This window comes from Bradyrhizobium sp. Rc2d, from assembly GCF_900099855.1.
In the GTDB taxonomy this organism is placed as follows: Bacteria; Pseudomonadota; Alphaproteobacteria; order Rhizobiales; family Xanthobacteraceae; genus Bradyrhizobium.
Map to the genome: position 1 here is coordinate 26,562 of NZ_FNCU01000041.1, position 21,250 is coordinate 47,811.

Annotated in this window: 33 protein-coding genes; 4 read left to right on the plus strand and 29 right to left on the minus strand. The window is 63.7% G+C overall.

The window, feature by feature from the left end; genetic code table 11:
* The first annotated feature begins 287 nt into the window (after positions 1–287).
* Positions 288–1,901 carry an OprO/OprP family phosphate-selective porin gene (locus BLV07_RS34240; RefSeq protein ID WP_176945945.1) on the plus strand — a complete coding sequence of 538 codons (1,614 nt, stop codon included), beginning with the start codon at positions 288–290 and terminating at the stop codon, positions 1,899–1,901.
* Positions 1,902–2,090: 189 nt separating this feature from the next.
* On the opposite strand, the gene BLV07_RS34245 is transcribed toward BLV07_RS34240, so the two are convergent.
* The gene (locus BLV07_RS34245; protein ID WP_091894725.1) at positions 2,091–2,468 is read right to left on the minus strand and encodes a winged helix-turn-helix transcriptional regulator; all 378 of its coding nucleotides are present in this window, start codon (positions 2,466–2,468) and stop codon (positions 2,091–2,093) included.
* Between the two features lie 122 nt (positions 2,469–2,590).
* Here BLV07_RS34245 and BLV07_RS34250 point away from each other — a divergent pair, with 122 nt between their 5' ends.
* The gene (locus BLV07_RS34250; RefSeq protein ID WP_091894727.1) at positions 2,591–3,604 is read left to right on the plus strand and encodes a zinc-binding alcohol dehydrogenase family protein; all 1,014 of its coding nucleotides are present in this window, start codon (positions 2,591–2,593) and stop codon (positions 3,602–3,604) included.
* 3 nt (positions 3,605–3,607) lie between these two features.
* On the opposite strand, the gene BLV07_RS34255 is transcribed toward BLV07_RS34250, so the two are convergent.
* Genes BLV07_RS34255 through BLV07_RS34265 form a run of 3 tightly spaced genes read right to left on the minus strand, consistent with a single transcriptional unit; the run spans position 3,608 to position 6,087 of the window.
* Complete coding sequence (locus tag BLV07_RS34255) at positions 3,608–4,936, minus strand: chloride channel protein (RefSeq protein WP_091894730.1); 1,329 nt, start codon at positions 4,934–4,936, stop codon at positions 3,608–3,610.
* Positions 4,937–4,993: 57 nt separating this feature from the next.
* Entirely contained in the window at positions 4,994–5,290 is a 297-nt protein-coding gene (locus tag BLV07_RS34260) for a DUF1330 domain-containing protein (protein WP_091894732.1), read from the minus strand.
* A gap of 8 nt (positions 5,291–5,298) precedes the next feature.
* Entirely contained in the window at positions 5,299–6,087 is a 789-nt protein-coding gene (locus BLV07_RS34265; RefSeq protein ID WP_091894734.1) for an SDR family NAD(P)-dependent oxidoreductase, read from the minus strand.
* A gap of 196 nt (positions 6,088–6,283) precedes the next feature.
* On the opposite strand from BLV07_RS34265, the gene BLV07_RS49845 reads away from it, so the two are divergent.
* Both BLV07_RS49845 and BLV07_RS49850 read left to right on the plus strand, forming a co-directional pair.
* Complete coding sequence (locus BLV07_RS49845) at positions 6,284–6,907, plus strand: Bug family tripartite tricarboxylate transporter substrate binding protein (protein ID WP_283806560.1); 624 nt, start codon at positions 6,284–6,286, stop codon at positions 6,905–6,907.
* Positions 6,908–6,912: 5 nt separating this feature from the next.
* Complete coding sequence (locus BLV07_RS49850) at positions 6,913–7,260, plus strand: Bug family tripartite tricarboxylate transporter substrate binding protein (protein ID WP_283806561.1); 348 nt, start codon at positions 6,913–6,915, stop codon at positions 7,258–7,260.
* Between the two features lie 81 nt (positions 7,261–7,341).
* Here BLV07_RS49850 and rplQ read toward each other — a convergent pair whose 3' ends face one another.
* From rplQ to rplD, 25 genes are all read right to left on the minus strand, one after another.
* Complete coding sequence (rplQ, locus tag BLV07_RS34275) at positions 7,342–7,758, minus strand: 50S ribosomal protein L17 (RefSeq protein WP_080137232.1); 417 nt, start codon at positions 7,756–7,758, stop codon at positions 7,342–7,344.
* 120 nt (positions 7,759–7,878) lie between these two features.
* Positions 7,879–8,910, minus strand: a complete 1,032-nt coding sequence (locus tag BLV07_RS34280) for a DNA-directed RNA polymerase subunit alpha (RefSeq protein WP_091894736.1) — start codon at positions 8,908–8,910, stop codon at positions 7,879–7,881.
* Positions 8,911–9,022: 112 nt separating this feature from the next.
* Positions 9,023–9,412 (minus strand): 30S ribosomal protein S11, encoded by a 390-nt coding sequence (rpsK, locus tag BLV07_RS34285; protein ID WP_007603045.1) that lies wholly within the window; start codon positions 9,410–9,412, stop codon positions 9,023–9,025.
* A gap of 123 nt (positions 9,413–9,535) precedes the next feature.
* Complete coding sequence (gene rpsM, locus BLV07_RS34290) at positions 9,536–9,904, minus strand: 30S ribosomal protein S13 (RefSeq protein WP_027574068.1); 369 nt, start codon at positions 9,902–9,904, stop codon at positions 9,536–9,538.
* Positions 9,905–10,089: 185 nt separating this feature from the next.
* Positions 10,090–10,947 (minus strand): adenylate kinase, encoded by an 858-nt coding sequence (locus BLV07_RS34295; protein WP_091894738.1) that lies wholly within the window; start codon positions 10,945–10,947, stop codon positions 10,090–10,092.
* 275 nt (positions 10,948–11,222) lie between these two features.
* On the minus strand, positions 11,223–12,554 hold the full coding sequence (gene secY, locus BLV07_RS34300) for a preprotein translocase subunit SecY (RefSeq protein WP_091894740.1): 1,332 nt from the start codon (positions 12,552–12,554) through the stop codon (positions 11,223–11,225).
* A gap of 149 nt (positions 12,555–12,703) precedes the next feature.
* On the minus strand, positions 12,704–13,189 hold the full coding sequence (gene rplO, locus BLV07_RS34305) for a 50S ribosomal protein L15 (RefSeq protein ID WP_008549236.1): 486 nt from the start codon (positions 13,187–13,189) through the stop codon (positions 12,704–12,706).
* A 76-nt stretch (positions 13,190–13,265) separates the two neighbouring features.
* Complete coding sequence (gene rpmD, locus BLV07_RS34310; protein ID WP_011088137.1) at positions 13,266–13,460, minus strand: 50S ribosomal protein L30; 195 nt, start codon at positions 13,458–13,460, stop codon at positions 13,266–13,268.
* Positions 13,461–13,485: 25 nt separating this feature from the next.
* Positions 13,486–14,082, minus strand: a complete 597-nt coding sequence (gene rpsE, locus BLV07_RS34315) for a 30S ribosomal protein S5 (RefSeq protein ID WP_014494507.1) — start codon at positions 14,080–14,082, stop codon at positions 13,486–13,488.
* Between the two features lie 47 nt (positions 14,083–14,129).
* Positions 14,130–14,492 (minus strand): 50S ribosomal protein L18, encoded by a 363-nt coding sequence (rplR, locus tag BLV07_RS34320; RefSeq protein WP_007603036.1) that lies wholly within the window; start codon positions 14,490–14,492, stop codon positions 14,130–14,132.
* 11 nt (positions 14,493–14,503) lie between these two features.
* Positions 14,504–15,037 carry a 50S ribosomal protein L6 gene (gene rplF, locus BLV07_RS34325; protein ID WP_091894742.1) on the minus strand — a complete coding sequence of 178 codons (534 nt, stop codon included), beginning with the start codon at positions 15,035–15,037 and terminating at the stop codon, positions 14,504–14,506.
* Between the two features lie 16 nt (positions 15,038–15,053).
* On the minus strand, positions 15,054–15,452 hold the full coding sequence (rpsH, locus tag BLV07_RS34330) for a 30S ribosomal protein S8 (RefSeq protein WP_008549240.1): 399 nt from the start codon (positions 15,450–15,452) through the stop codon (positions 15,054–15,056).
* 14 nt (positions 15,453–15,466) lie between these two features.
* Complete coding sequence (gene rpsN / locus BLV07_RS34335) at positions 15,467–15,772, minus strand: 30S ribosomal protein S14 (protein WP_091894744.1); 306 nt, start codon at positions 15,770–15,772, stop codon at positions 15,467–15,469.
* Positions 15,773–15,818: 46 nt separating this feature from the next.
* Entirely contained in the window at positions 15,819–16,376 is a 558-nt protein-coding gene (gene rplE, locus BLV07_RS34340) for a 50S ribosomal protein L5 (RefSeq protein WP_091894746.1), read from the minus strand.
* Positions 16,369–16,683, minus strand: a complete 315-nt coding sequence (gene rplX, locus BLV07_RS34345) for a 50S ribosomal protein L24 (protein ID WP_024342453.1) — start codon at positions 16,681–16,683, stop codon at positions 16,369–16,371. Before rplX ends, rplE begins: the two co-directional genes overlap by 8 nt.
* Complete coding sequence (gene rplN / locus BLV07_RS34350; RefSeq protein WP_008549246.1) at positions 16,683–17,051, minus strand: 50S ribosomal protein L14; 369 nt, start codon at positions 17,049–17,051, stop codon at positions 16,683–16,685. Before rplN ends, rplX begins: the two co-directional genes overlap by 1 nt.
* Positions 17,052–17,135: 84 nt before the next feature.
* Complete coding sequence (gene rpsQ, locus BLV07_RS34355; RefSeq protein WP_008549247.1) at positions 17,136–17,384, minus strand: 30S ribosomal protein S17; 249 nt, start codon at positions 17,382–17,384, stop codon at positions 17,136–17,138.
* A gap of 13 nt (positions 17,385–17,397) precedes the next feature.
* The gene (gene rpmC / locus BLV07_RS34360; RefSeq protein ID WP_011088144.1) at positions 17,398–17,604 is read right to left on the minus strand and encodes a 50S ribosomal protein L29; all 207 of its coding nucleotides are present in this window, start codon (positions 17,602–17,604) and stop codon (positions 17,398–17,400) included.
* Between the two features lie 5 nt (positions 17,605–17,609).
* Positions 17,610–18,023, minus strand: coding sequence for a 50S ribosomal protein L16 (gene rplP / locus BLV07_RS34365; protein WP_035709578.1), 414 nt, complete (start codon positions 18,021–18,023; stop codon positions 17,610–17,612).
* A gap of 30 nt (positions 18,024–18,053) precedes the next feature.
* A complete protein-coding gene (gene rpsC, locus BLV07_RS34370; protein WP_014494500.1) occupies positions 18,054–18,779 on the minus strand; it encodes a 30S ribosomal protein S3 in 726 nt (241 codons plus the stop codon).
* A gap of 17 nt (positions 18,780–18,796) precedes the next feature.
* Positions 18,797–19,183 carry a 50S ribosomal protein L22 gene (gene rplV, locus BLV07_RS34375; RefSeq protein WP_008549264.1) on the minus strand — a complete coding sequence of 129 codons (387 nt, stop codon included), beginning with the start codon at positions 19,181–19,183 and terminating at the stop codon, positions 18,797–18,799.
* 10 nt (positions 19,184–19,193) lie between these two features.
* Positions 19,194–19,472, minus strand: coding sequence for a 30S ribosomal protein S19 (gene rpsS / locus BLV07_RS34380; protein WP_008136357.1), 279 nt, complete (start codon positions 19,470–19,472; stop codon positions 19,194–19,196).
* Positions 19,473–19,484: 12 nt separating this feature from the next.
* Positions 19,485–20,318 carry a 50S ribosomal protein L2 gene (gene rplB, locus BLV07_RS34385; protein ID WP_091894749.1) on the minus strand — a complete coding sequence of 278 codons (834 nt, stop codon included), beginning with the start codon at positions 20,316–20,318 and terminating at the stop codon, positions 19,485–19,487.
* 12 nt (positions 20,319–20,330) lie between these two features.
* Complete coding sequence (locus BLV07_RS34390; RefSeq protein WP_018647244.1) at positions 20,331–20,633, minus strand: 50S ribosomal protein L23; 303 nt, start codon at positions 20,631–20,633, stop codon at positions 20,331–20,333.
* Positions 20,630–21,250, minus strand: a complete 621-nt coding sequence (gene rplD, locus BLV07_RS34395) for a 50S ribosomal protein L4 (RefSeq protein ID WP_091894751.1) — start codon at positions 21,248–21,250, stop codon at positions 20,630–20,632. The genes BLV07_RS34390 and rplD overlap by 4 nt, the downstream gene beginning before the upstream one ends.

Below are 21,250 nucleotides of genomic sequence, written 5' to 3' on the forward strand. Positions count from 1 at the left end.
AATATAGGCGCGTTCGCCCGCCAATAGAAGGGCGCCAGGCGGCAATATTCAGCCCCTTTCCAGTGTGTCCGAGATGCAAGCACAGCGTGCGAATCGGCAATTTGCCAGAGCGGTGGATTGGCATGATGCGCGTCATCCAGCATTGTGGTGTCGAGCGGATTCGGTTGCGGCGAATTGGCATCAGTGGGAACCGCGCAACCGGGCGCAGCGTCGCGGGGCAGTCATCGATCACACCTAGGCTCTCCCGTTGCGACTTGGGGAAGTTCGTCAAACGATGGAGTCATGACGTGAGCAGGACAAGAATTGCAGCCACGGCGATTGGACTCGCCGGCGCGCTGGCGGCCTCGCAGGCCCAGGCCCAATCGGCAAGCAGCAGCGAGCAGGAGATCGCGCTGCTGAAACAGCAATTGAAGATGCTGGAGCAGAAGCTCGACAAGCTCCAGAGCCAAACCGCGGCGAATACGGCGGCCACGGCGAAAGCCAGAGCCGAAGCGAAAGCTGAAGCCAAGGCCGAGGCGCGCTCGGAGGCAAAGGCCGCGGTTGCCAACGCCAATGCGGCAATCCCGGTCAAGGGACCGACGCCGGCCTCCGGCGTCGTCGTGACGATGCCGAACAACCGGCCAACCATCTGCACCGCCGACCAGGCGAACTGCGTCGCCATCACCAGCCGCCTGCATTGGGATGTCGGCGGCTATGACTATCGCCCCGACACCGCGGCGACCGTGCCGCAGAAGCTCGACAGCGGCCAGAACGTTCGCCGCGCGCGCATCGGCGTCACCGGCAAGTTCTTCAACGACTGGAACTTCGCGCTGGTCTACGACTTCGGCGGCTCATCCGACGGATTTGGCGGCACCGCGCCGGGATCCCTTCCGGGCGGTGGCGTCTCCGGCGTCGAGAATGCCTATCTCAGCTATACCGGCTTAAAACCGTTCGGCGGACGGATGGCGATCGAGGCCGGCATCATGGACCTGCCCTACACCATGGACGAAGCCACGAGCTCCAACGACATCATGTTCATGGAGCGCGCCTCGCCCGGCGTGATCGCAACCAACATCGCCGCCGGTGACTTCCGCTCCGCAGCCGGTGCGCGCTGGTTCAACGACCAGCTCTGGATCGGCGGCTATGTCACGGGACCGTCGACCGGAGCGATCCACTCCGCCTCGAGTGCGGCGCCAGCCGGCACCAGCGAGCAATATGGCGCCGTGGCGCGCGTGGCCGGCAATCCGATCAGCGGCAAGGACTATTCGGTGCATATCGGCGCCGACGCGCAATGGCTGATCCAGCCGCCACGCAACCTGATCGCCAACACGCAGACGGTCACGCTCAGCGATCGCCCGGAATTGCGTCTCGACCCGACCACGCTGATCTCCACCGGCGCCATCGCCAATGCCTCAGGCGCGCAGGTCTACAGCGTCGAGGCAGCGGCGACCTACGGACCCTTCATCGTCCAGGGCGAGTACTTCTGGTACAATGTCGATCGCACGGCCAACACCGGCGTGCCGCTGGTTGGCGCACCGAGCCTGAAATTCCAGGGCGGCTACGCCCAGGCCGGCTACGTGCTGACGGGCGAAGGCCGGACCTACAATGCGGCGAACGCCGCCTATAGCGGCGTCAAGCCGGCGCATCCGTTCTCGCTCGACGGTGGCGGCTGGGGCGCATGGGAGATCGCGGGACGCTTCTCGACGATCGATCTCAACAATCAGTTGGGAGCAGCGACCGGCATCGCCGGCGGCCGGCAGACCGTCTATACGCTCGCGCTGAACTGGTACGTCAACGGCAACGTCCGCTTCATGCTCGACTATCTGCACGGAACGGTATCGCGGCAGGCCTCGCCGATCTCGACCGCCGATGTCGGCTCGAAGTTCGACGCCGTCGCGATGCGCACGCAGTTCGCGTTCTAGGCTCTACACCTCTCCCATTGGGAGAGGTCGCGCCCAACGGGTCGCGCCAAAGGCGCGCCCGATGACAGCTCCGGCGCGGGTGAGGCGTTACGCTCGATCGAGGATGCGGCGCCCCCTCACCCGAATTGCTTCGCAATTCGACCTCTCCCCACTGGGGAGAGGTGAAGAACGACGGCGGCCTTCAGTCAGTTACGCCGCCCGTTTCGGTTTCTTCACCGCCACCGGCGCGGGCGCGCAGGACAGCCGCTGTTGGTGGTTCTCGCCCCAGGCCTTCAGGATATCGATCACGGGCCTGAGGCTCTCGCCGAGCTCGGAGAGGCAATACTCCACGCGCGGCGGCACCTCGGCATAGACCTTGCGGATGACGAGCTTGTCCTCCTCCAGCGCGCGAAGCTGTTTGGTCAGCATGCGCTGGGTGATGCCCGGCATCCGGCGGCGCAATTCGCCGAAGCGCTGGGTGCCGCTCTGGAGGTGGTAGAGGATCACGCCCTTCCATTTGCCGTCGATCAGGTCCAGCGTCGCCTCGACCGAGCAGCCCGGGCGCCGGGCAAAATTGCGCCGTTTCATGCGTGTTTTTCCAATAGTATCCAAACAGGGACTATATCCCCGAATTTACAGTACTTGCCAAATCGGGGCCAGAGCGACAGTTAGGATGGCGGGCGAACAAAGCCATCTGATGGAGACAAGCCATGAAGGCCGTCGGCTACAAGAAATCGCTTCCGATCGAGGACGCGGATTCACTGATCGATTTCGAGACCGCAAAACCCGAGCCCGAAGGGCGCGACATCCGCGTCGCCGTGAAAGCGATCTCGGCCAATCCGGTCGATTACAAGGTGCGCAAGCGCGCCGCCCCGCCCGAGGGCGAGATGAAGATCCTCGGCTATGACGCGGCCGGCGTGGTCGATGCCGTCGGCCCCGACGTCACGCTGTTCAAGCCGGGCGACGAGGTATTTTACGCAGGCTCGATCCTGCGCCAGGGCACCAACTCGGAATACCACCTGGTCGACGAGCGCATCGTCGGCAACAAGCCGAAGCGCCTGTCGTTCGCGCAAGCGGCCGCCCTTCCCCTCACCTCCATCACCGCCTGGGAGCTGCTGTTCGACCGGCTGGGCGCGGTCCCCGGCAAGAGCGTCGATCCGCGCACGCTGCTGATCATCGGCGGCGCCGGCGGCGTCGGCTCGATCCTGATCCAGCTCTCGCGTCGTCTCACCGGGCTGACCGTGCTCGCGACCGCGACGCGGCCGGAGTCGCAAAAATGGTGCCTCGATCTCGGCGCGCATGCGGTGATCGACCACGGTAAGCCGATGAAGGAGCAGATCGAGAAATTGAAGCTGCCGCCGGTCGCGCTGGTCGCTAGCCTCACCTTCACCGACCAGCACTACAAGGCGATCGCGGAGTTCATGGCGCCGCAGGGCAAGTTCGGCCTGATTGACGATCCGCCGGAATTCGCCATGAGCACATTCAAGGGCAAGGCCATCTCGGTGCACTGGGAATCGATGTTCACGCGCTCCTCGTTCCAGACGCCTGACATGATCGCGCAGCATCACCTGCTCAATGACGTCGCCGACCTCATCGACAAGGGCGTGTTGCGCACCACTCTCGACCAGACCTTTGGCACCATCAACGCGGTCAACCTCAAGCGCGCCCACGCGCTGCTCGAGAGCGGCAAGTCGCGTGGCAAGATCGTGCTGGAGGGTTGGTAGGCTTTAGTTCGCAGCGGGTGGCGCCTTCGCGTCCGGCGGACGCGTCGCCCGCTCGACAAAGCCCTTGGCCAGCGCATGATAGATGCCCTCCTCGCAGATCATTCGCGAGGTCGTGTGCGCGATCAGCGCGGCCGCCATCAAGGGCACGACCATGCCGTGATTGTCTGTCATCTCGGTCACGATCACGAACGCCGTGATCGGCGCCTGCACCACGCCGGCGAAGTACGAGACCATGCCGAGCAGCATGATCGCGCCGAGCGGCGCATCGTGAAAGAACGAGGCGATGTTACTGCCGATGCCGGCACCGACGGCGAGCGACGGCGAGAAAATGCCGCCCGGTATGCCACTGATCGCAGCAAAGGTCGTCGCCAGGAGCTTGAGCACGCCGAAATCCTGCGGTAACGGCGAGCTGTGCTCCAGTGCCGTCTTCACCTGCTCATAGCCGGTGCCGTAGATCTTATCGCCGGATACCAGGCCGCAGATCGCGACGGCCAGTCCGCACGCGAATGCGAACCAGAGCGGGTGGCCCTTGATCGCGCGTCCAAGCGGATTATTGAAACCGCGCGCCATCGCAATGACGATGCGGCTGAACAGGCCGCCCGCGAGGCCGCCGGCCACGCCACAGAGCGGAACGGCCAGCCAGTCCGTGCCACGCGCCAGCGACATCGCGCTGCTGCCGAAATAGGCGTAGTTGCCCGCCAGCGCGAGCGAAGTCAGGCCAGCCGCGATTACGGCCGCAATGATGAGGCTGGACGTGCGGGTCTCAAAAGCGCGACTCATCTCCTCGATGCCGAAGACGATGCCGGCCAGCGGCGTGTTGAACGCCGCGGCAACGCCGGCGGCGGCGCCGGCCAGGATCAATCCGGGCTGGCGCCGCGGCGAGACGCGGCCGAGTGCGAACATCAAGGAAGCACCGACCTGCACCGTCGGCCCTTCCCGCCCAACGGAGCCGCCGCACAACAGACCGAACAGAGTGAGGATCACCTTTCCGATCGCAATCCGGATCGAGACCAGGCTCTCCCGCGCGCTTTGATCGGTCAAATGCCGTGCCGCGATCGCCTGCGGGATGCCGCTGCCCTGCGCGTTTGGGAATAGACGGATGGTGAGATAGGTCGACAACACGAAGCCGAACGGCGTCACCGCCAGCACGGCATAGCGGGACTTCGCGAGCAGCAGCGAGAAGGCATGCTGGGCGAGATCGGCCAGTTGTGCCAGCGCCACCGCTGTGGCGCCGACCCCGATCCCGCCGAGGAGAAAGATCGCCCGCCGCTGCCACCGCGCGGATGTCAGCCTGAACAGACGTTTATGGCGGGTCGACAGGGGCCAGAGCATGGAAGCCCTGTTTTAGCCCTTCATGTGCCGAATTGAAGGGGCAAGTGGGCAGATCAGCTAGTCTGGAACCGCACCCTCCACGAACATCAACCGCCGCTCCAGCGCCGTCTGCCGCAGCTTCAGTGCTTCGGCATATTCCGGCGAGGCGTACCATTCCTTCAGCCTCGCCATCGAGGCGAATTCGACGATGACGATAGCCTTCGGCGGAAGATTGCCTTCGGCAAGCTCGGCCTTGCCGCCGCGGACGAGATAGCGCCCGCCATACTGCGTGATCGTCTTCGCTGCGAGCGTGCGATAGGCTTCAAATCCATCGGGATCGCGCATCTCGACTTCGGAAATCACATAAGCTGTCATGCACGACCTCAAGCGATGGTGTTGACGATACCACCTTCCGCGCGCAGCGCCGCGCCGTTGGTCGCGGACGCCTCTTTCGACGCGACGTAAACCACCATGTTGGCGATCTCGTCCACGCTGGCAAAGCGCTGGATCAGCGAGCTCGGACGATGCTGCTTGACGAAATTGGCAGCGGCTTCGTCCACCGATTGGCCGTTCTGCTTCGCCAGATCCTTCACGAACGTCTCGACGCCCTCCGACATGGTCGGGCCCGGCAGCACGGAATTGACGGTGACGCCGGTGCCGCGGGTGAGCTGCGCGAGCCCGCGCGCAACCGAGAGCTGGGCCGTCTTGGTCATGCCGTAATGAATCATCTCGACGGGAATGTTGAGCCCGGACTCCGAGGAGATGAAGACGATGCGGCCCCAGTTGCGCTTCAGCATGCCCTTCATGTACGCGCGCGACAGCCGCACGCCGCTCATCACGTTGACCTCGAAGAAGCGCGTCCAGTCCTCGTCGGGAATCTCGAAAAACTCCTTCGGTTCGAAGATGCCGGCATTGTTGATGAGGATGTCGATTTCGGGAAGCGCTGCCACAAGCGCCTTGCAGCCTTCCGCCGTCGAGACGTCGGCGGCGATGCCGCGGACCTTGGCGCCGGTCCCTTCCAGCTTGCGGACGGCCGCATCGACCTTGTCCCGGCCGCGACCGTTGATCACGACGCTGGCGCCCGAAGCGGCGAGGCCCTTGGCGATGGCGTGGCCGATGCCGGCGGTCGAGCCGGTCACCAGTGCAGTTTTTCCCGAAAGGTCGATGTTCATGTAGTATCTCCATCAGAACGATGACGGGGATATCGGACGTGGCGGATTGGGCCGCAATTGGCGCTCACCAATCAGTGACGATCACGAGCTGTTCCGGCGGCGACATGGCGCCTCGTACGCCCCTATCGCGGCTGGAACGATTATTGCTAAGCCTGACCGAGCTCTTTTGCTCATGTGAACACGGAAGGACCTTGCGATGAAAAGAACGGCCCTCACTGTTGCGCTCGGGTTGCTGGGTCTGATCAGCGGCAATTCGCTCGCGCAGGCCCAAGCGGTCTATCCGGAAAAACCGTTGCAATTGATCGTCCCCTTCCCGCCCGGCGGCGCCTCCGACGTGGTCGCGCGCATCATTGGCGGCGAACTGGAGACGCGTCTCGGCAAGCCCGTGATCATCATGAACCGTCCCGGTGGCGGCACTACGATCGCGGCCAAGGAAGTCGCGCGCTCGGCGCCCGACGGATACACCCTGTTCTTCAGCTCGAATTCGAGCTTCACGCTGCCGGCGGCCGTCAAAGAAAGCGTGCCTTACGACGCGGCCAAGGATTTCGAGCCGCTCGGTCAGGTCGGCAAGATCACGCTGGCGCTGGTCACTTACAAGGACAACCCGATCAAGGACGTGGCTGCGCTCGTCACTGAGGCGAAGGCCAATCCCGACAAGCTGTCGCTGGCGTCGTTCGGCGTCGCGACCGTCTCGCATTTCGCCGGTGAGCTGTTCAAATCGGCCGCCGGAATCAAGATGGTCCACCTGCCCTACAAGGGCAGTGCGCCGGCGATGAACGACCTTATCGGCAAGCACATCCAGTACACGTCGACACGGTGATCGCCGTGAAACCGCAGATCGAGGCCGGCACCGTCAAAGTGCTCGCTGTGTTCTCGGGCAAGCGCACGCCGTTCCTGCCTGACGTGCCGACGCTCGCCGAACTCGGCTATGGCAACATCGACTTCGCCTCATGGGGCGCGGTGGTCGCGCCCAAGGGGCTGCCGCCGGCCGTTCGTGACAAGCTGACGGCAACGCTGGAGGATACGATCAACAGCCCATCCGTGGCCGAACGCTTCGCCAAGGTCGGGTTCGAGCCCGGCTTTGCGCGCTACAGCGATTGGGCGGGAGCCATCGGCAAGGAGACCGCTGAAATGAAGGACATCGCGCAAAAGGCGGGGATCAAGGAGGAATAGTCCTTCCGACGCGCCCTATTCCTCGAAACAAAAACGGCGCCCAGAAGGGCGCCGTTTTCAATCCGTATCTGCCGATCCGACTTACGCCGCCTCGGCTTCCTTCTCCTGCACCGGACCGGAATCCTGGCCCTTGGCATCGACGTCGCGATCAACGAACTCGATCACGGCCATCGCGGCGTTGTCGCCGTAGCGGAAGCCGGCCTTGATGATGCGGGTGTAGCCGCCCTGGCGGTCCTTGTAGCGGGTCGCGAGCGTGTCGAAGAGCTTCTTGACCATGTCGACGTCGCGCAGCTCCGCGATCGCCTGGCGGCGCAGCGACAGGCCGCCCTTCTTGCCGAGGGTGACGAGCTTCTCGACGATCGGGCGAAGCTCCTTGGCCTTGGGCAGCGTGGTGACGATCTGCTCGTGCTTGATCAGCGCGGCCGCCATGTTGGCGAACATCGCCTTGCGATGCTCGGCCGTGCGGTTGAGCTTCCGATGAACCTTGCCGTGACGCATGTGTGTAGTCCTTACTTTAAAACTGCCGCGACGGTTCGTCGGACATGTTGCTCAGGTGGGCTGCCTGCGTTCGCCCATGAAAATAACGGCCGGAGAGCCCGGCCGTCACGGTGAAGTCGATCAGTAGTGATCTTCGAAGCGCTTGGCGAGCTCGTCGATGTTCTCCGGCGGCCAGCCCGGCACTTCCATGCCGAGGTGCAGACCCATCTGGGCCAGCACTTCCTTGATCTCGTTCAGCGACTTGCGGCCGAAGTTCGGGGTGCGGAGCATTTCGGCTTCCGACTTCTGCACGAGATCGCCGATGTAGACGATGTTGTCGTTCTTCAGGCAGTTGGCCGAACGCACCGACAGCTCGAGCTCGTCCACCTTCTTGAGGAAGGCCGGGTTGAAGGCGAGGTCCGGGATGATCTCCTGGGCGACTTCCTTGCGCGGCTCTTCGAAATTGACGAACACGTTGAGCTGATCCTGCAGGATGCGCGCGGCGTAAGCCACCGAGTCATCCGGCGAGATCGCGCCGTTGGTCTCGATCGTCATGGTCAGCTTGTCGTAGTCGAGGATCTGGCCCTCGCGGGTGTTCTCGACCTTGTAGGAGACCTTGCGGACCGGCGAGTACAGGCTGTCGACCGGGATCAGGCCGATCGGCGCGTCCTCGGGGCGGTTGCGCTCGGCGGGCACGTAGCCCTTGCCGGTCGAGACCGTGAACTCCATGCGGATCTCCGCGCCCTCGTCGAGGGTGCAGATCTGCAGGTCCGGGTTGAGCACGGTGACGTCGCCGACGGTCTGGATGTCGCCGGCGGTGACGACGCCCGGGCCCTGCTTCTTCACGACCATGCGCTTGGGGCCTTCGCCCTGCATCTTGATAGAGATGTCCTTGATGTTGAGCACGATGTCGGTGACGTCCTCACGGACGCCCGCGATCGAGGAGAACTCGTGCAGCACGCCGTCGATGTGCACCGACTGCACCGCCGCGCCCTGAAGCGAGGAGAGCAGGATGCGGCGCAGGGCGTTGCCGAGGGTCTGGCCGAAGCCGCGCTCGAGCGGCTCGGCGACGATGGTCGCGAAACGCGAGGGATCGCTGCCGGGGGACACCTGGAGCTTGTTCGGCCGAATCAGTTCTTGCCAATTTTTCTGGATCGTCACTGTTTCACCCATACAGGCCAGTCAATTTGACAGTTCAAATACTGGCGTTGGAGAAAGGCCGCAGAGCATTCCCGCGGCTTCTTAGAAAAGTCATTGCGGGCGCCGATGCGCCCGCAACCTCGTATCAAACGCGCCGACGCTTGCGGGGACGGCAACCGTTGTGCGGGATCGTGGTCACGTCGCGGATCGAGGTGACGGTGAAGCCCGCGGCCTGGAGTGCGCGGAGCGCCGACTCACGGCCCGAACCGGGGCCGGCGACTTCGACTTCCAGCGTGCGCATGCCGTGCTCTTGCGCCTTCTTCGAGACGTCTTCCGCGGCAACCTGCGCGGCGTACGGGGTCGACTTGCGCGAGCCCTTGAAGCCCATCGTGCCGGCGGAGGACCAGGCAATGGTGTTGCCCTGCGCATCGGTGATGGTGATGGTCGTGTTGTTGAACGACGAGTTCACATGCGCGACGCCGGAGGCGATGTTCTTGCGCTCACGACGACGAACGCGGGTGGCTTCCTTGCCCATTGAGTACCTTTCCTGGAGATCTCAAACGCCGCCGTAATGCCAGCGGCTACACCTGTGGAACGAAAGGCGTGCGGCGAACGGGTCATCCCCGGTTCGCCGCACGCCGCGACTGAGTTCGAAAACTTACTTCTTCTTGCCGGCGATGGCCTTGGCCGGGCCCTTGCGCGTGCGCGCGTTGGTGTGGGTGCGCTGACCGCGCACCGGCAGACCGCGACGATGACGCAGGCCGCGATAGCAGCCGAGGTCCATCAGACGCTTGATGTTGATACCGACCTCACGACGCAGATCGCCCTCGACGAGATAGTCGCGGTCGATCACTTCGCGGATCTGGAGCACTTCGGCGTCGCTGAGCTGATTGACGCGACGATCCTCGGGGATCTTCACCTTCTCCATAATGTCACCGGCGATCTTCGGGCCGATGCCATGGATGTACTGGAGCGCGATCAGCACGCGCTTATTGGTGGGAATGTTCACGCCGGCAATACGGGCCACGGCCTTCTCTCCTGTCGCCGATCCTCGTCAGGATCGGGCTTTAAGTGCTTGCTTTCTCGGGCAGGTGTTCACAAACGCGAACACGACGCCCACCCCCGGTCTTCCTGGGGCCCGGCATCGTCTGAAACTATCCGACTTGGATGCGGGGCTTATTAAGGGATTCCGGGGGCTTTCGTCAACCGCTGCTAGCGTTTAGCTCGCTTTTTCGTGACCTTTTTTGCGGCCTTTTTGGCACCCTTTTTGACAGCCTTCTTGGCGGTCTTTTTGGCCGCCTTCTTTGCCGTTTTCTTGGTTGCCTTCCCTGTGCCCTTCACGGCTTTCTTGGCGGCCTTTTTACCGGATTTGGCAGCCTTTTTGGTCGTTTTCGCCGGTTTTACGGCCGCCTTCTTCCCCGCCTTGGCCTTCTTGGCCGGGGCCGCCTTGGCCGCACTTCTGGCATGGGTCTTGGGCTCGACCGCCCCAAGCGCCAGGAGCAGGCGGTGGATGGCGCGGGTGACCTCGTCGATGGCCATCATGCCGTCGATGGTCGAGAGCTTCCGCCGCTCGGAATAGTAGTGAATCAGCGGTTCCGTCTGGCTGCGGTAGCTGGCGAGGCGCTTGGTCAGGACCTCCGGGGTGTCGTCGACCCGGACCTCCTCGCCGCGCTCGCGCATCTGGGCGACGCGGGTCTCGACGCGATTCAGCAGCGCGCTTTCATTGACGCGCAGCTCGATCACCGCATCGAGCTTGAGATGCTTGTGCTTGAGCAGCTCGTCCAGCGCCTCGGCCTGCGGCACTGTGCGCGGGAAACCGTCGAGGATGAAACCGTTCTTGGCGTCTGGCTGGTCGATTCGGTCGGAGATGATTCCGACCACGATCTCGTCGGGCACGAGGCCGCCGCCGGCCATGATCTCCTTGGCCTTCAGCCCGACCGGCGTTCCGGCCGCAACGGCCGCGCGTAACATCTCGCCGGTCGAGAGCTGGACGATGCCATAGCGCTGCACCAAGAGCTGCGCCTGGGTCCCCTTGCCCGACCCCGGCGGTCCCAGAAGTATAATTCTCATCGGCGTACGCCCCCCGGATTGGTGAGCGATACGTCGCGCACCTGTGTTTGAAGATATCAAGGACAGTGCAAACCATAATCGGCGCTGCGCCGCCACCCATATCATAGGGGAGCGGATGGGCTGACGCCAAGAAGGGCTTTGAAATCTGTGATTGCGCTGCAGTGAGAGCAGCTCTGCCGATGCGGCCGATGGCTGGCTGGTGCCGTGCAGGCGCCGCGCGTTGCTCGCACGGCGAATCGGCGGCGCAATCGCGCCGCCTTCAGGAGACGCCGCGCTTAGCGTCGGCGTCCGCGCAGTTTCGACTTGCGGATCAGGCCTTCGTACTGATGCGCCAGCAGATAGCCCTGCACCTGCGCCACCGTGTCCATGGTGACGCTGACGACGATCAGCAGCGAGGTGCCGCCGAAGTAGAACGGCACCGAGGCGTAGGAGATCAGGATCTCCGGGATCAAGCAGACGATCGCCAGATAAATCGCACCTAACACAGTGATGCGCGACAGCACGTAGTCGATGTATTCGGCGGTGCGCTCGCCGGGGCGAATGCCCGGAATGAAGCCGCCGTGCTTCTTCAGATTGTCCGCGGTCTCGGTCGGGTTGAACACGATCGCGGTGTAGAAGAAGGCGAAGAACACGATCAGCGCCAGATACATGATCAGGAACAGCGGACGGCCGTGGCCGAGCTGGGTGGTGATCCACTGGAACCATTCCGGCCCGCTGCCCGCGTTGAAGTTCGCAACCGTGGTCGGCAGAAGCAGCAGCGAGGACGCGAAGATCGGCGGGATCACGCCCGAGGTGTTGAGCTTGAGCGGCAGATGCGAGGACTGGCCCTCGAACATCTTGTTGCCAACCTGGCGCTTCGGATACTGGATCAGCAGGCGGCGCTGCGCGCGCTCCATGAACACGATGAAGGCAATCACGGCGACTGCCATGATGATGACGACCAGGATCAGACCGGTCGACATCGCACCCTGACGGCCGAGCTCGAGCATGTTGGCGAGCGCGGCGGGCAGCTCGGCGACGATGCCGGCCAGAATGATCAGCGAGATGCCGTTGCCGATGCCGCGCGAGGTGATCTGCTCGCCCAGCCACATCAGGAACATGGTGCCGCCGGTCAGCGTGATCGCCGTCGACAGGCGGAAGAACATGCCGGGATCACTGACGACGTTGCCGGCGCCCTCGAGGCCCACCGCGATGCCGTAGGACTGGAACGCGGCCAGGATAACGGTGAGATAACGGGTGTACTGGTTCAGTGTCTTGCGGCCGGCCTCGCCTTCCTTCTTCAGCGCCTCGAGTTGCGGCGAGACGGTGGTCAGGAGCTGGATGATGATCGAGGCCGAGATGTACGGCATGATGTTCAACGCGAAGATCGCCATGCGGTGGATGCCGCCGCCGGCGAACATGTTGAACATGCCGAGGATGCCGCCCGCCTGGGACCGGAACACCTGTTCCCAGATGTTGGGATCGATGCCGGGCAGCGGGATGTAGGTGCCCAGCCGATAAACGAGCAGCGCACCCAGGGTGAACCAGATGCGCTTCTTCAGTTCGTCGGCCTTGGCAAACGCGCCGAAATTGAGATTGGCTGCCAGTTGTTCCGCTGCAGAGACCATCTTGGACTTTCTCCCGCCGCCTGTTGCGCCGTCATGCCCGCGGCCGGGCTACTTTAGCGGACGCCGGACATTATCTGGGGCTCGGCTTCGATAAGTCCATCGTCCCGCATGCGTAAAGGCCCGCGTGGCGCGGGCCAATGACGCAGTTGTTACGCCGCCTCGCCTTCTTCCTTGGCCGGGGCGAGGATCTTCACCGAACCGCCGGCCTTTTCGACCGCGGCGATCGCGGTCTTGGAGGCGCCGTGCACTTCGATGTTGAGCTTGGACTTGAGCTCGCCGCGCCCGAGCAGGCGCAGGCCGGCCTTGGCGCGGCGCAGCACGCCACCCTTCACCAGGGCCTCGACGTTCACGACGCTGCCGGCGTCGATCTTCTTGGCATCGACCGCTTCCTGGAGCCGGTCGAGATTGATCTCGGCGAACTCGACGCGGAAGATGTTGTTGAAGCCGCGCTTGGGCAGACGGCGATGCATCGGCATCTGGCCGCCTTCGAAACCCTTGATGCGCACGCCCGAACGCGCGGTCTGGCCCTTGCCGCCGCGGCCGGACTGCTTGCCCTTGCCCGAACCGATGCCGCGGCCGACGCGCATACGCTTCTTGCGCGAGCCGGCGTTGTCGGCGATATCGCTGAGCTTCATCGCCCTTCTCCTTGTGTCTTGCGCACGATCTTCACCGAAAACCGGGTGCCCGCTTTTCGGGATCCTGCGCCGCTTCTTACTTCTCGTCGACGATGCGGACGAGATGGTGAACCTTCTCGATCATGCCGCGGACCGCCGGGGTATCCGGCAATTCGCTGGTGCGGCCGATCTTGTTGAGCTTGAGCCCGATCAGCGTCGAGCGCTGCGAGTGATGGCGGCGGATCGCGCTGCCGGTCTGCTCGAGCTTGATCGTCTTTGCGGCCTTGGCCATGGGAGTCTACTCCGAAAAGCTTCCGTTAGTCGGCAGCCGCCTCGGCGTCGCCGCCGATACGACGGGACTGGAGGGTGGACACCTTGATGTTGCGGCGGGCAGCGACCGAGCGCGGCGAATCCTGATGCTTCAGCGCGTCGAAGGTCGCGCGAACCATGTTGTACGGGTTCGACGAGCCGATCGACTTCGCCACCACATCCTGGACGCCGAGCGTCTCGAACACGGCGCGCATCGGGCCGCCGGCGATGATGCCGGTACCGGCCGGGGCGGCACGCAGGTAGACACGGCCCGCGCCATGACGGCCGGCGATGTCGTGATGGAGCGTGCGGCCCTCGCGCAGCGACACGCGGGTCAGGTTGCGCTTGGCGGATTCGGTCGCCTTGCGGATCGCCTCAGGCACTTCGCGCGCCTTGCCGTGACCGAAGCCGGCGCGGCCCTTCTGATCGCCGATCACGACCAGCGCTGCGAAACCGAAGCGCTTGCCGCCCTTGACGACCTTGGCCACGCGGTTGATGTGGACGAGCTTGTCGACGAACTCGCTGTCGCGCTCCTCGCGCTCCCTGCGTTCACGTCCGCCGCCGCGTTGATCGCGTCCACCACGTTGTTCGCGTTCAGCTGCCATGGTTTTTCCAATCCTTCAGAGGCTTACGCCTCAATCCTCAAATTCTGTTAGAAGCTCAGCCCGCTCTCACGCGCGGCGTCGGCAAGAGCCTTGACGCGCCCGTGATAGAGATAACTGCCGCGATCGAACACGACTTCCTTGACGCCCTTCTCGGCAGCGCGTTCGGCCAGCAGCTTGCCGACCGCCTTCGCCGCATCGATGTCGGCGCCGGTCTTGCCGCCGTCGCGCATCGACTTCTCGAGCGAGGAGGCAGAGGCCAGCGTCTCGCCCTTGAGGTCGTCGATGACCTGGGCGTAGATGTGCTTGGACGAGCGGAACACCGACAAGCGCGGACGGCCGCCACCGGAGCGGCGCAGCTTCAGCCGCACACTCCGCTTGCGCCGGGCATTCGTAACCTTGGCTTTCGACATGACCGGCTCCGTTACTTCTTCTTGCCTTCCTTGCGGAAGATGAATTCGCCAACATACTTCACGCCCTTGCCCTTATAGGGCTCCGGCGGGCGATAGGCGCGGATCTCGGCCGCAACCTGGCCGACGCGCTGGATGTCGCTGCCCGACACGGTGATTTCGGTGGGCTTCGGCACAGCGATCGTGATGCCTTCCGGGATCGGATAGATCACGTCGTGGCTGTAGCCGAGCGCGAGCTGGAGGTTCTTGCCCTGCATCGCAGCGCGGTAACCGACGCCGGTGATCTCGAGCTTCTTCTCGAAGCCCTTGGTGACACCTTCGACCAGATTAGCGACCTGGGCGCGAGCGGTGCCGTACAGGGCCCGCGCGCGGTTGGTCTCTGCCCGCGGCTTGACCTTGATCTGGCCGCTCTCGAGCTTCACCTCGACGTCGTCATGGACGACGAACTGAAGCTGGCCCTTCGGCCCCTTCATCTTGACGGTCTGCCCATCAACGGTCGCGGTAACACCCGACGGAACCGCCACAGGCCTTTTGCCAACACGTGACATGGATGAAAAATCCTTCTCAGAACACCGTGAAGAGGACTTCACCGCCCACATTCGCGTCGCGCGCGCTGTGGTCGGCCATGATCCCCTTCGGCGTCGACAACACCGAAATGCCGAGCCCGTTGTTGACCCGCGGCAGAGCCTTCACCGAGGCGTAGACGCGACGCCCGGGCTTGGAAACACGTTCGATCTCGCGGATGACAGGCTCGCCGTCGAAATACTTCAGCTCGATCTCGATCTCGCTGCGGCCCGAGGGATGCTCGAGCGTGGCATAACCGCGGATGTAGCCCTCGGACTTCAGGACCTCGAGCACGTTCTCCCGCATCTTCGAGCCGGGCGTGGAGACCTTGGTCTTGGAGCGCATCTGCGCGTTGCGGATGCGGGTGATCAGATCGCTGATTGGATCGTGCGTAGACATCTAAACGACCCTCCTTACCAGCTCGACTTCACGAGGCCCGGGACCATGCCCCTGGAGCCAAGATCGCGCAGCGCGATACGGGACAGCTTGTTCTTGCGATAGTTCGAGCGCGGGCGGCCCGACAGCTCGCAACGCATACGGATGCGGGTCGCTGACGAGTTGCGCGGCATTTCCGCCAGCTTCAACGTCGCAGCGAAGCGCTCTTCCATCGGCAGCTTCTTATCGGCGATGATCGCCTTCAACCGCTCGCGCTTGGCGGCGGCGTTCTTCACCATCCGCTTGCGCCGGTTGTTCTTCTCGACTGAACTCTTCTTTGCCATGCTTGGCTCCTGGGTATCCGCGTTTGAGAGGCTTTAGGTCAGCGTCTCACTGCCGGAACGGGAAATTGAAAGCGGTCAACAAGGCCCTCGCCTCTTCGTCGGTCTTGGCCGTGGTGCAGACGGTGATGTCCATACCGCGGGCTTCCGAGACCTTGTCGAAGTCGATCTCGGGGAAAATGATGTGCTCCTTGATGCCGAGCGAGTAGTTGCCGCGGCCGTCGAAGCTCTTCGGGTTCAGGCCGCGGAAGTCGCGGACGCGCGGCAGCGCGACCGTCACCAGGCGATCGATGAACTCGTACATGCGTGCCTTGCGCAGCGTGACCTTGCAGCCGATCGGCTGGTTCTCACGCAGCTTGAAGGTCGCGATCGCGATGCGCGAATAGGTCACGATCGCCTTCTGGCCGGCGATCTGGGTCAATTCGGCAGCGGCGGTCTCGGCCTTCTTGCGGTCGTTGACGGAATCGCCAACGCCCATGTTCAGCACGACCTTGTCCAGACGCGGAACCTGCATGACGTTCTCGTAACCGAACTTCTCGGTCAGAGCCGTGCGGATCTTCGCATCATATTCCGCGCGCAGGCGCGGCGTGTAAGCGGCCTCAGCCATCGATCTCAGCTCCCGAGCTCTTGGCGATGCGGACCTTCTTGCCGTCCGCCAGAATCTTGAATCCGATGCGGGTCGGCTTTCCGTCCTTGCCGACATACGCGATGTTGGACAGTTGGATCGGCGCCTCTTTCGAGATGATGCCGCCCTCCTGGGCCTGCGTCTGCTTCTGGTGACGCTTGACCATGTTGATGCCGCGCACGAGCGCGGTGCCGGCGTCGGGACGCACCTCGAACACCTCGCCGGTGCGGCCCTTGTCGCGACCGGTCAGCACGACGACCTTGTCGCCCTTGCGGATCTTCGCAGCCATCACAGCACCTCCGGCGCGAGCGAAATGATCTTCATGTGGTTCTTGGCGCGCAGTTCGCGCGGCACCGGCCCGAAGATACGGGTGCCGACCGGCTCGGCCTGGTTGTTGATCAGGACGGCGGCGTTGCGGTCGAAGCGGATGACCGAACCGTCGGCGCGGCGGATGTCCTTGCGGACGCGCACCACGACGGCCTTCATCACGTCGCCCTTCTTCACCTTGCCACGCGGGATAGCTTCCTTGATCGAGACGACGATGATGTCGCCGATCGTCGCGTAGCGGCGCTTGGAGCCTCCCAGCACCTTGATACACATGACACGGCGTGCGCCAGAATTGTCGGCCACGTCGAGGTTGGTCTGCATCTGAATCATTGATGCACCTCGTCCTCTTTCTCTTTGCGCCAGCCCAGCCGGCGCTCAACATTTCCCTGAAATCAGTCGGCTAAAGCCAACAGATCAGGCGCTTTTCTTGTGCTCGCCCCGGATCACGACCCAGCGCTTCAACTTTGAAATCGGCTTCGATTCCTCGATCCACACCACGTCGCCCGGCTTGAACTGGTTGCTCTCGTCGTGCGCGTGATAATTCTTCGAACGGCGGATCGTCTTCTTGTAGATCGGGTGCGTGAAACGGCGATCGACGCGCACCACGATGGTCTTGGCTTGCTTGTCGCTGACGACCACGCCCTGCAAAGTACGTTTCGGCATCTTCGTAAGCCTCTTACTTCTTCTTGGCGCGCGTCTGCGCGGCGACGGTCTTGATCCGGGCGATGTCACGGCGAGCCTCGCGCAGGCGCGAGGTGTTCTCGAGCTGCCCGGTGGCGCGCTGGAAGCGCAGGTTGAAGCGCTCCTTCTTCAGGTTCAGGATGGCGTCATCCTGCTGGTCGGGGCTCATCGCGCGGATGTCTTCGATCTTCATCTGGGCCATGGCCATTACTCCGCAATGCGCTCGACGAAGCGCGTCTTGATCGGCAGCTTGGCGGCCGCCAGGGTCAACGCCTCACGCGCGATCTGGGTGTTGACGCCGTCGATCTCGAACAGCACCCGGCCCGGCTTGACGCGCGCGACCCACAGTTCCGGCGAGCCCTTGCCGGAGCCCATGCGGACTTCGGCCGGCTTCTTCGACACCGGAACGTCGGGGAACACGCGGATCCAGACGCGGCCGGCGCGCTTCATGTGGCGGGTCAGCGCGCGGCGGGCGGCTTCGATCTGGCGCGCGGTGACGCGCTCAGGTTCGGTCGCCTTCAGGCCGAACTGGCCGAACGCCAACGTCGCGCCCGAAGACGCAACGCCGTGGATGCGGCCCTTGTGCGCCTTCCGGAACTTCGTTTTCTTAGGTTGCATCATGGCTTTAAGCCCTCAAATTCTTGGTGCAGATCAGGCTGCAGCCGTATCGCGGCGCTGACGGCCACCACGATCACCACTGCCGCCCGTCTCGCCCTCGGCCATTCTCTTGTCCTGGGCCATCGGATCGTGCTCGAGGATCTCACCCTTGAAGATCCAGACCTTGACGCCGCAGGTGCCGAAGGTCGTGAACGCGGTCGCAACGCCGTAATCGATGTCGGCGCGCAGCGTGTGCAGCGGCACGCGACCTTCGCGGTACCACTCCATGCGCGCGATTTCCGCGCCGCCCAGGCGTCCCGAGCAGTTGATGCGGATGCCTTCCGCGCCGAGACGCATCGCCGACTGCACGGCGCGCTTCATGGCACGGCGGAACGCCACGCGGCGCTCGAGCTGCTGCGCGATCGACTCGGCCACCAGCGTCGCATCGAGCTCCGGCTTGCGGATCTCGACGATGTTGATGACGACGTCGGACGAGGTGATGTCCGCGACCTTCTTGCGCAGCTTGTCGATGTCGGCGCCCTTCTTGCCGATCACCACGCCCGGACGGGCCGAGTGGATGGTGACGCGGCACTTCTTGTGCGGACGTTCGATCACGATGCGGGCGACGGCCGCCTGCTTGAGCTCCTTGTGCAGGATCTCGCGGATCTTGACGTCCTCGTGCAGCAACTTGCCGTATTCCTGCTTGCCGGCGAACCAGCGAGAATCCCAGGTCCGGTTGATGCCGAGACGCAGACCGATCGGATTGATCTTTTGACCCATCGTGTTCTCCTGCGCCCTTAAGCGGCTGCTTCGGCTTCGACCTGACGAACGATGATCGTCAGCTGCGAAAATGGTTTGTAGACACGGCCCGAGCGGCCACGGCCGCGGGCGGCGAAGCGCTTCATCACGAGGCCGTTGCCGACGAAGGCCTGCGCCACGACGAGATCGTCGACGTCGAGATCGTGGTTGTTCTCGGCATTGGCGATAGCCGATTCCAGGCACTTCTTCACGTCGACCGCGATCCGCTTGCGCGAAAATTGCAGGTCGGCGAGCGCGGCAGACGCCTTCCGGCCGCGAATGAGCTGGGCGACCAGGTTGAGCTTCTGCGGGCTCACCCGCAGCATCCGGGCGACCGCCTTGGCCTCATTGTCGGCGAGGCTCCGTTCGCGCTTAGGTTTGCTCATCGTTTAATCCTCAAGCCTTCTTGGCTTTCTTGTCGCCGGAGTGGCCATGGAAGGTCCGGGTCGGCGAGAACTCGCCGAACTTGTGACCGACCATTTCCTCGTTGACGGCCACCGGCACGTGCTTCTGACCGTTGTAGACGCCGAAGGTCAGGCCGACGAACTGCGGCAGGATCGTCGAGCGACGGCTCCAGATCTTGATGACGTCGTGACGGCCGGACGCGCGCGCGGCATCTGCCTTCTTGAGCAGAGAACCCTCGACGAACGGGCCTTTCCAGACTGAACGAACCATGTCCGGCGTTCCTTACTTCTTCCGCTTGTGGCGGCTTAGGAGAATGAATTTGTTGGTCGACTTGTTGGTGCGGGTCTTCTTGCCCTTGGTCGGCTTGCCCCACGGGGTGACCGGGTGGCGACCGCCCGAGGTACGGCCTTCACCACCGCCGTGCGGATGGTCGATCGGGTTCATCGCAACACCGCGGTTGTGCGGGCGACGGCCCATCCAACGCTTGCGACCGGCCTTGCCGATCGAGGTGTTCATGTGATCCGGGTTCGACACCGCGCCGATCGTGCCGCGGCAACGGCCGTGCACCAGGCGCTGCTCGCCCGAGTTCAGGCGGATGATGACGTAGTCCTGGTCACGACCGACGAGCTGGGCGTAGGTGCCCGCGGAACGGGCGAGCTGGCCGCCCTTCCCGATCTTGACCTCGATGTTGTGGATGATCGTGCCGACCGGCATGTTGCCGAGCGGCATCACGTTACCCGGCTTCACGTCGACATAGTTGCCGGCGATGATGGTGTCACCCACGGCCAAGCGCTGCGGCGCCAGGATGTAGGCCTGTTCGCCGTCCTGATACTTGATCAGGGCGATGAAGCCGGTGCGGTTCGGATCATACTCCAGCCGCTCGACGATCGCGGGGACGTCGACCTTCTCGCGCTTGAAGTCGACGGTGCGCAGCGTCTGCTTGTGACCGCCGCCGCGGAAGCGCACGGTGATGCGACCGGTGTTGTTGCGGCCGCCCGAGGACTTCTTGCCCTCGGTGAGCGCCTTCAGCGGCTTGCCCTTGTACAGGGCCGAACGATCGACCATGACCAGCTGGCGCTGGCCCGGCGTCGTGGGATTGAATGTCTTCAGTGCCATCGTCGTACGACCTTACAGACCGGTGGTGACGTCGATCCGGTGGCCCTCTTCGAGGGTCACGATCGCGCGCTTGGTGTTCGACTGCGAACCGAGATTACCGCGGAAGGCCTTGACCTTGCCCTTGCGGACCAGCGTGTTGACGCTCTTGACCTTGACGTCGAACAGCTTCTCGATCGCTTCCTTGATCTGCGGCTTGGTCGCCTTTGCGGCCACCTTGAACAGCACCTTGTTGTGCTCCGAGGCGATCGTCGCCTTTTCGGTCACAACCGGCGACAGGATCACGTCGTAGTGGCGAGGCTCGATGTTCTTCGTCATTTGAAGCGCGCCTCCAGCGCATCGATGGCGGCCTTGGTCAGAACGAGCTTCTGACGGCGCAGGATGTCATAGACGTTGATGCCCTGGATCGGCAGCACGTCCATGTTCGGGATGTTGCGGGCCGCCGCGGCAAAGCCGTTATTGAGCTCGGCGCCATCGATGATGAGCGCGTTGGTGAGCCCCAGGCCCGAGAAGTGACCGAGCAGCGCCTTGGTCTTGGCGGTTTCCAGCGCGGCCTTCTCGATCACGACGAGATCGCCGTCCTTGGCCTTGGCCGAGAGCGCATGCTTCAGCGCGAGCGCGCGGACCTTCTTCGGCAGGTCGGTGGCGTGCGAGCGCACCACCGGACCGAAGGCACGGCCGCCGCCACGGAACTGCGGCACGCGGGCCGAGCCGTGACGAGCACCGCCGGTGCCCTTCTGCTTGTACATCTTCTTGCCGGTGCGCCAGATCTCGGCGCGGCCCTTGGCCTTGTGCGTGCCGGCCTGGCGCTTGTTGAGCTGCCATTGGACGCAGCGCGCGATGATGTCCTCGCGCGGCTCGAGGCCGAAAATGGCGTCGGACAGCTGGACCGAGCCGGCTTCCTTACCTTCGAGGGTGGTGACCTTCAATTCCAT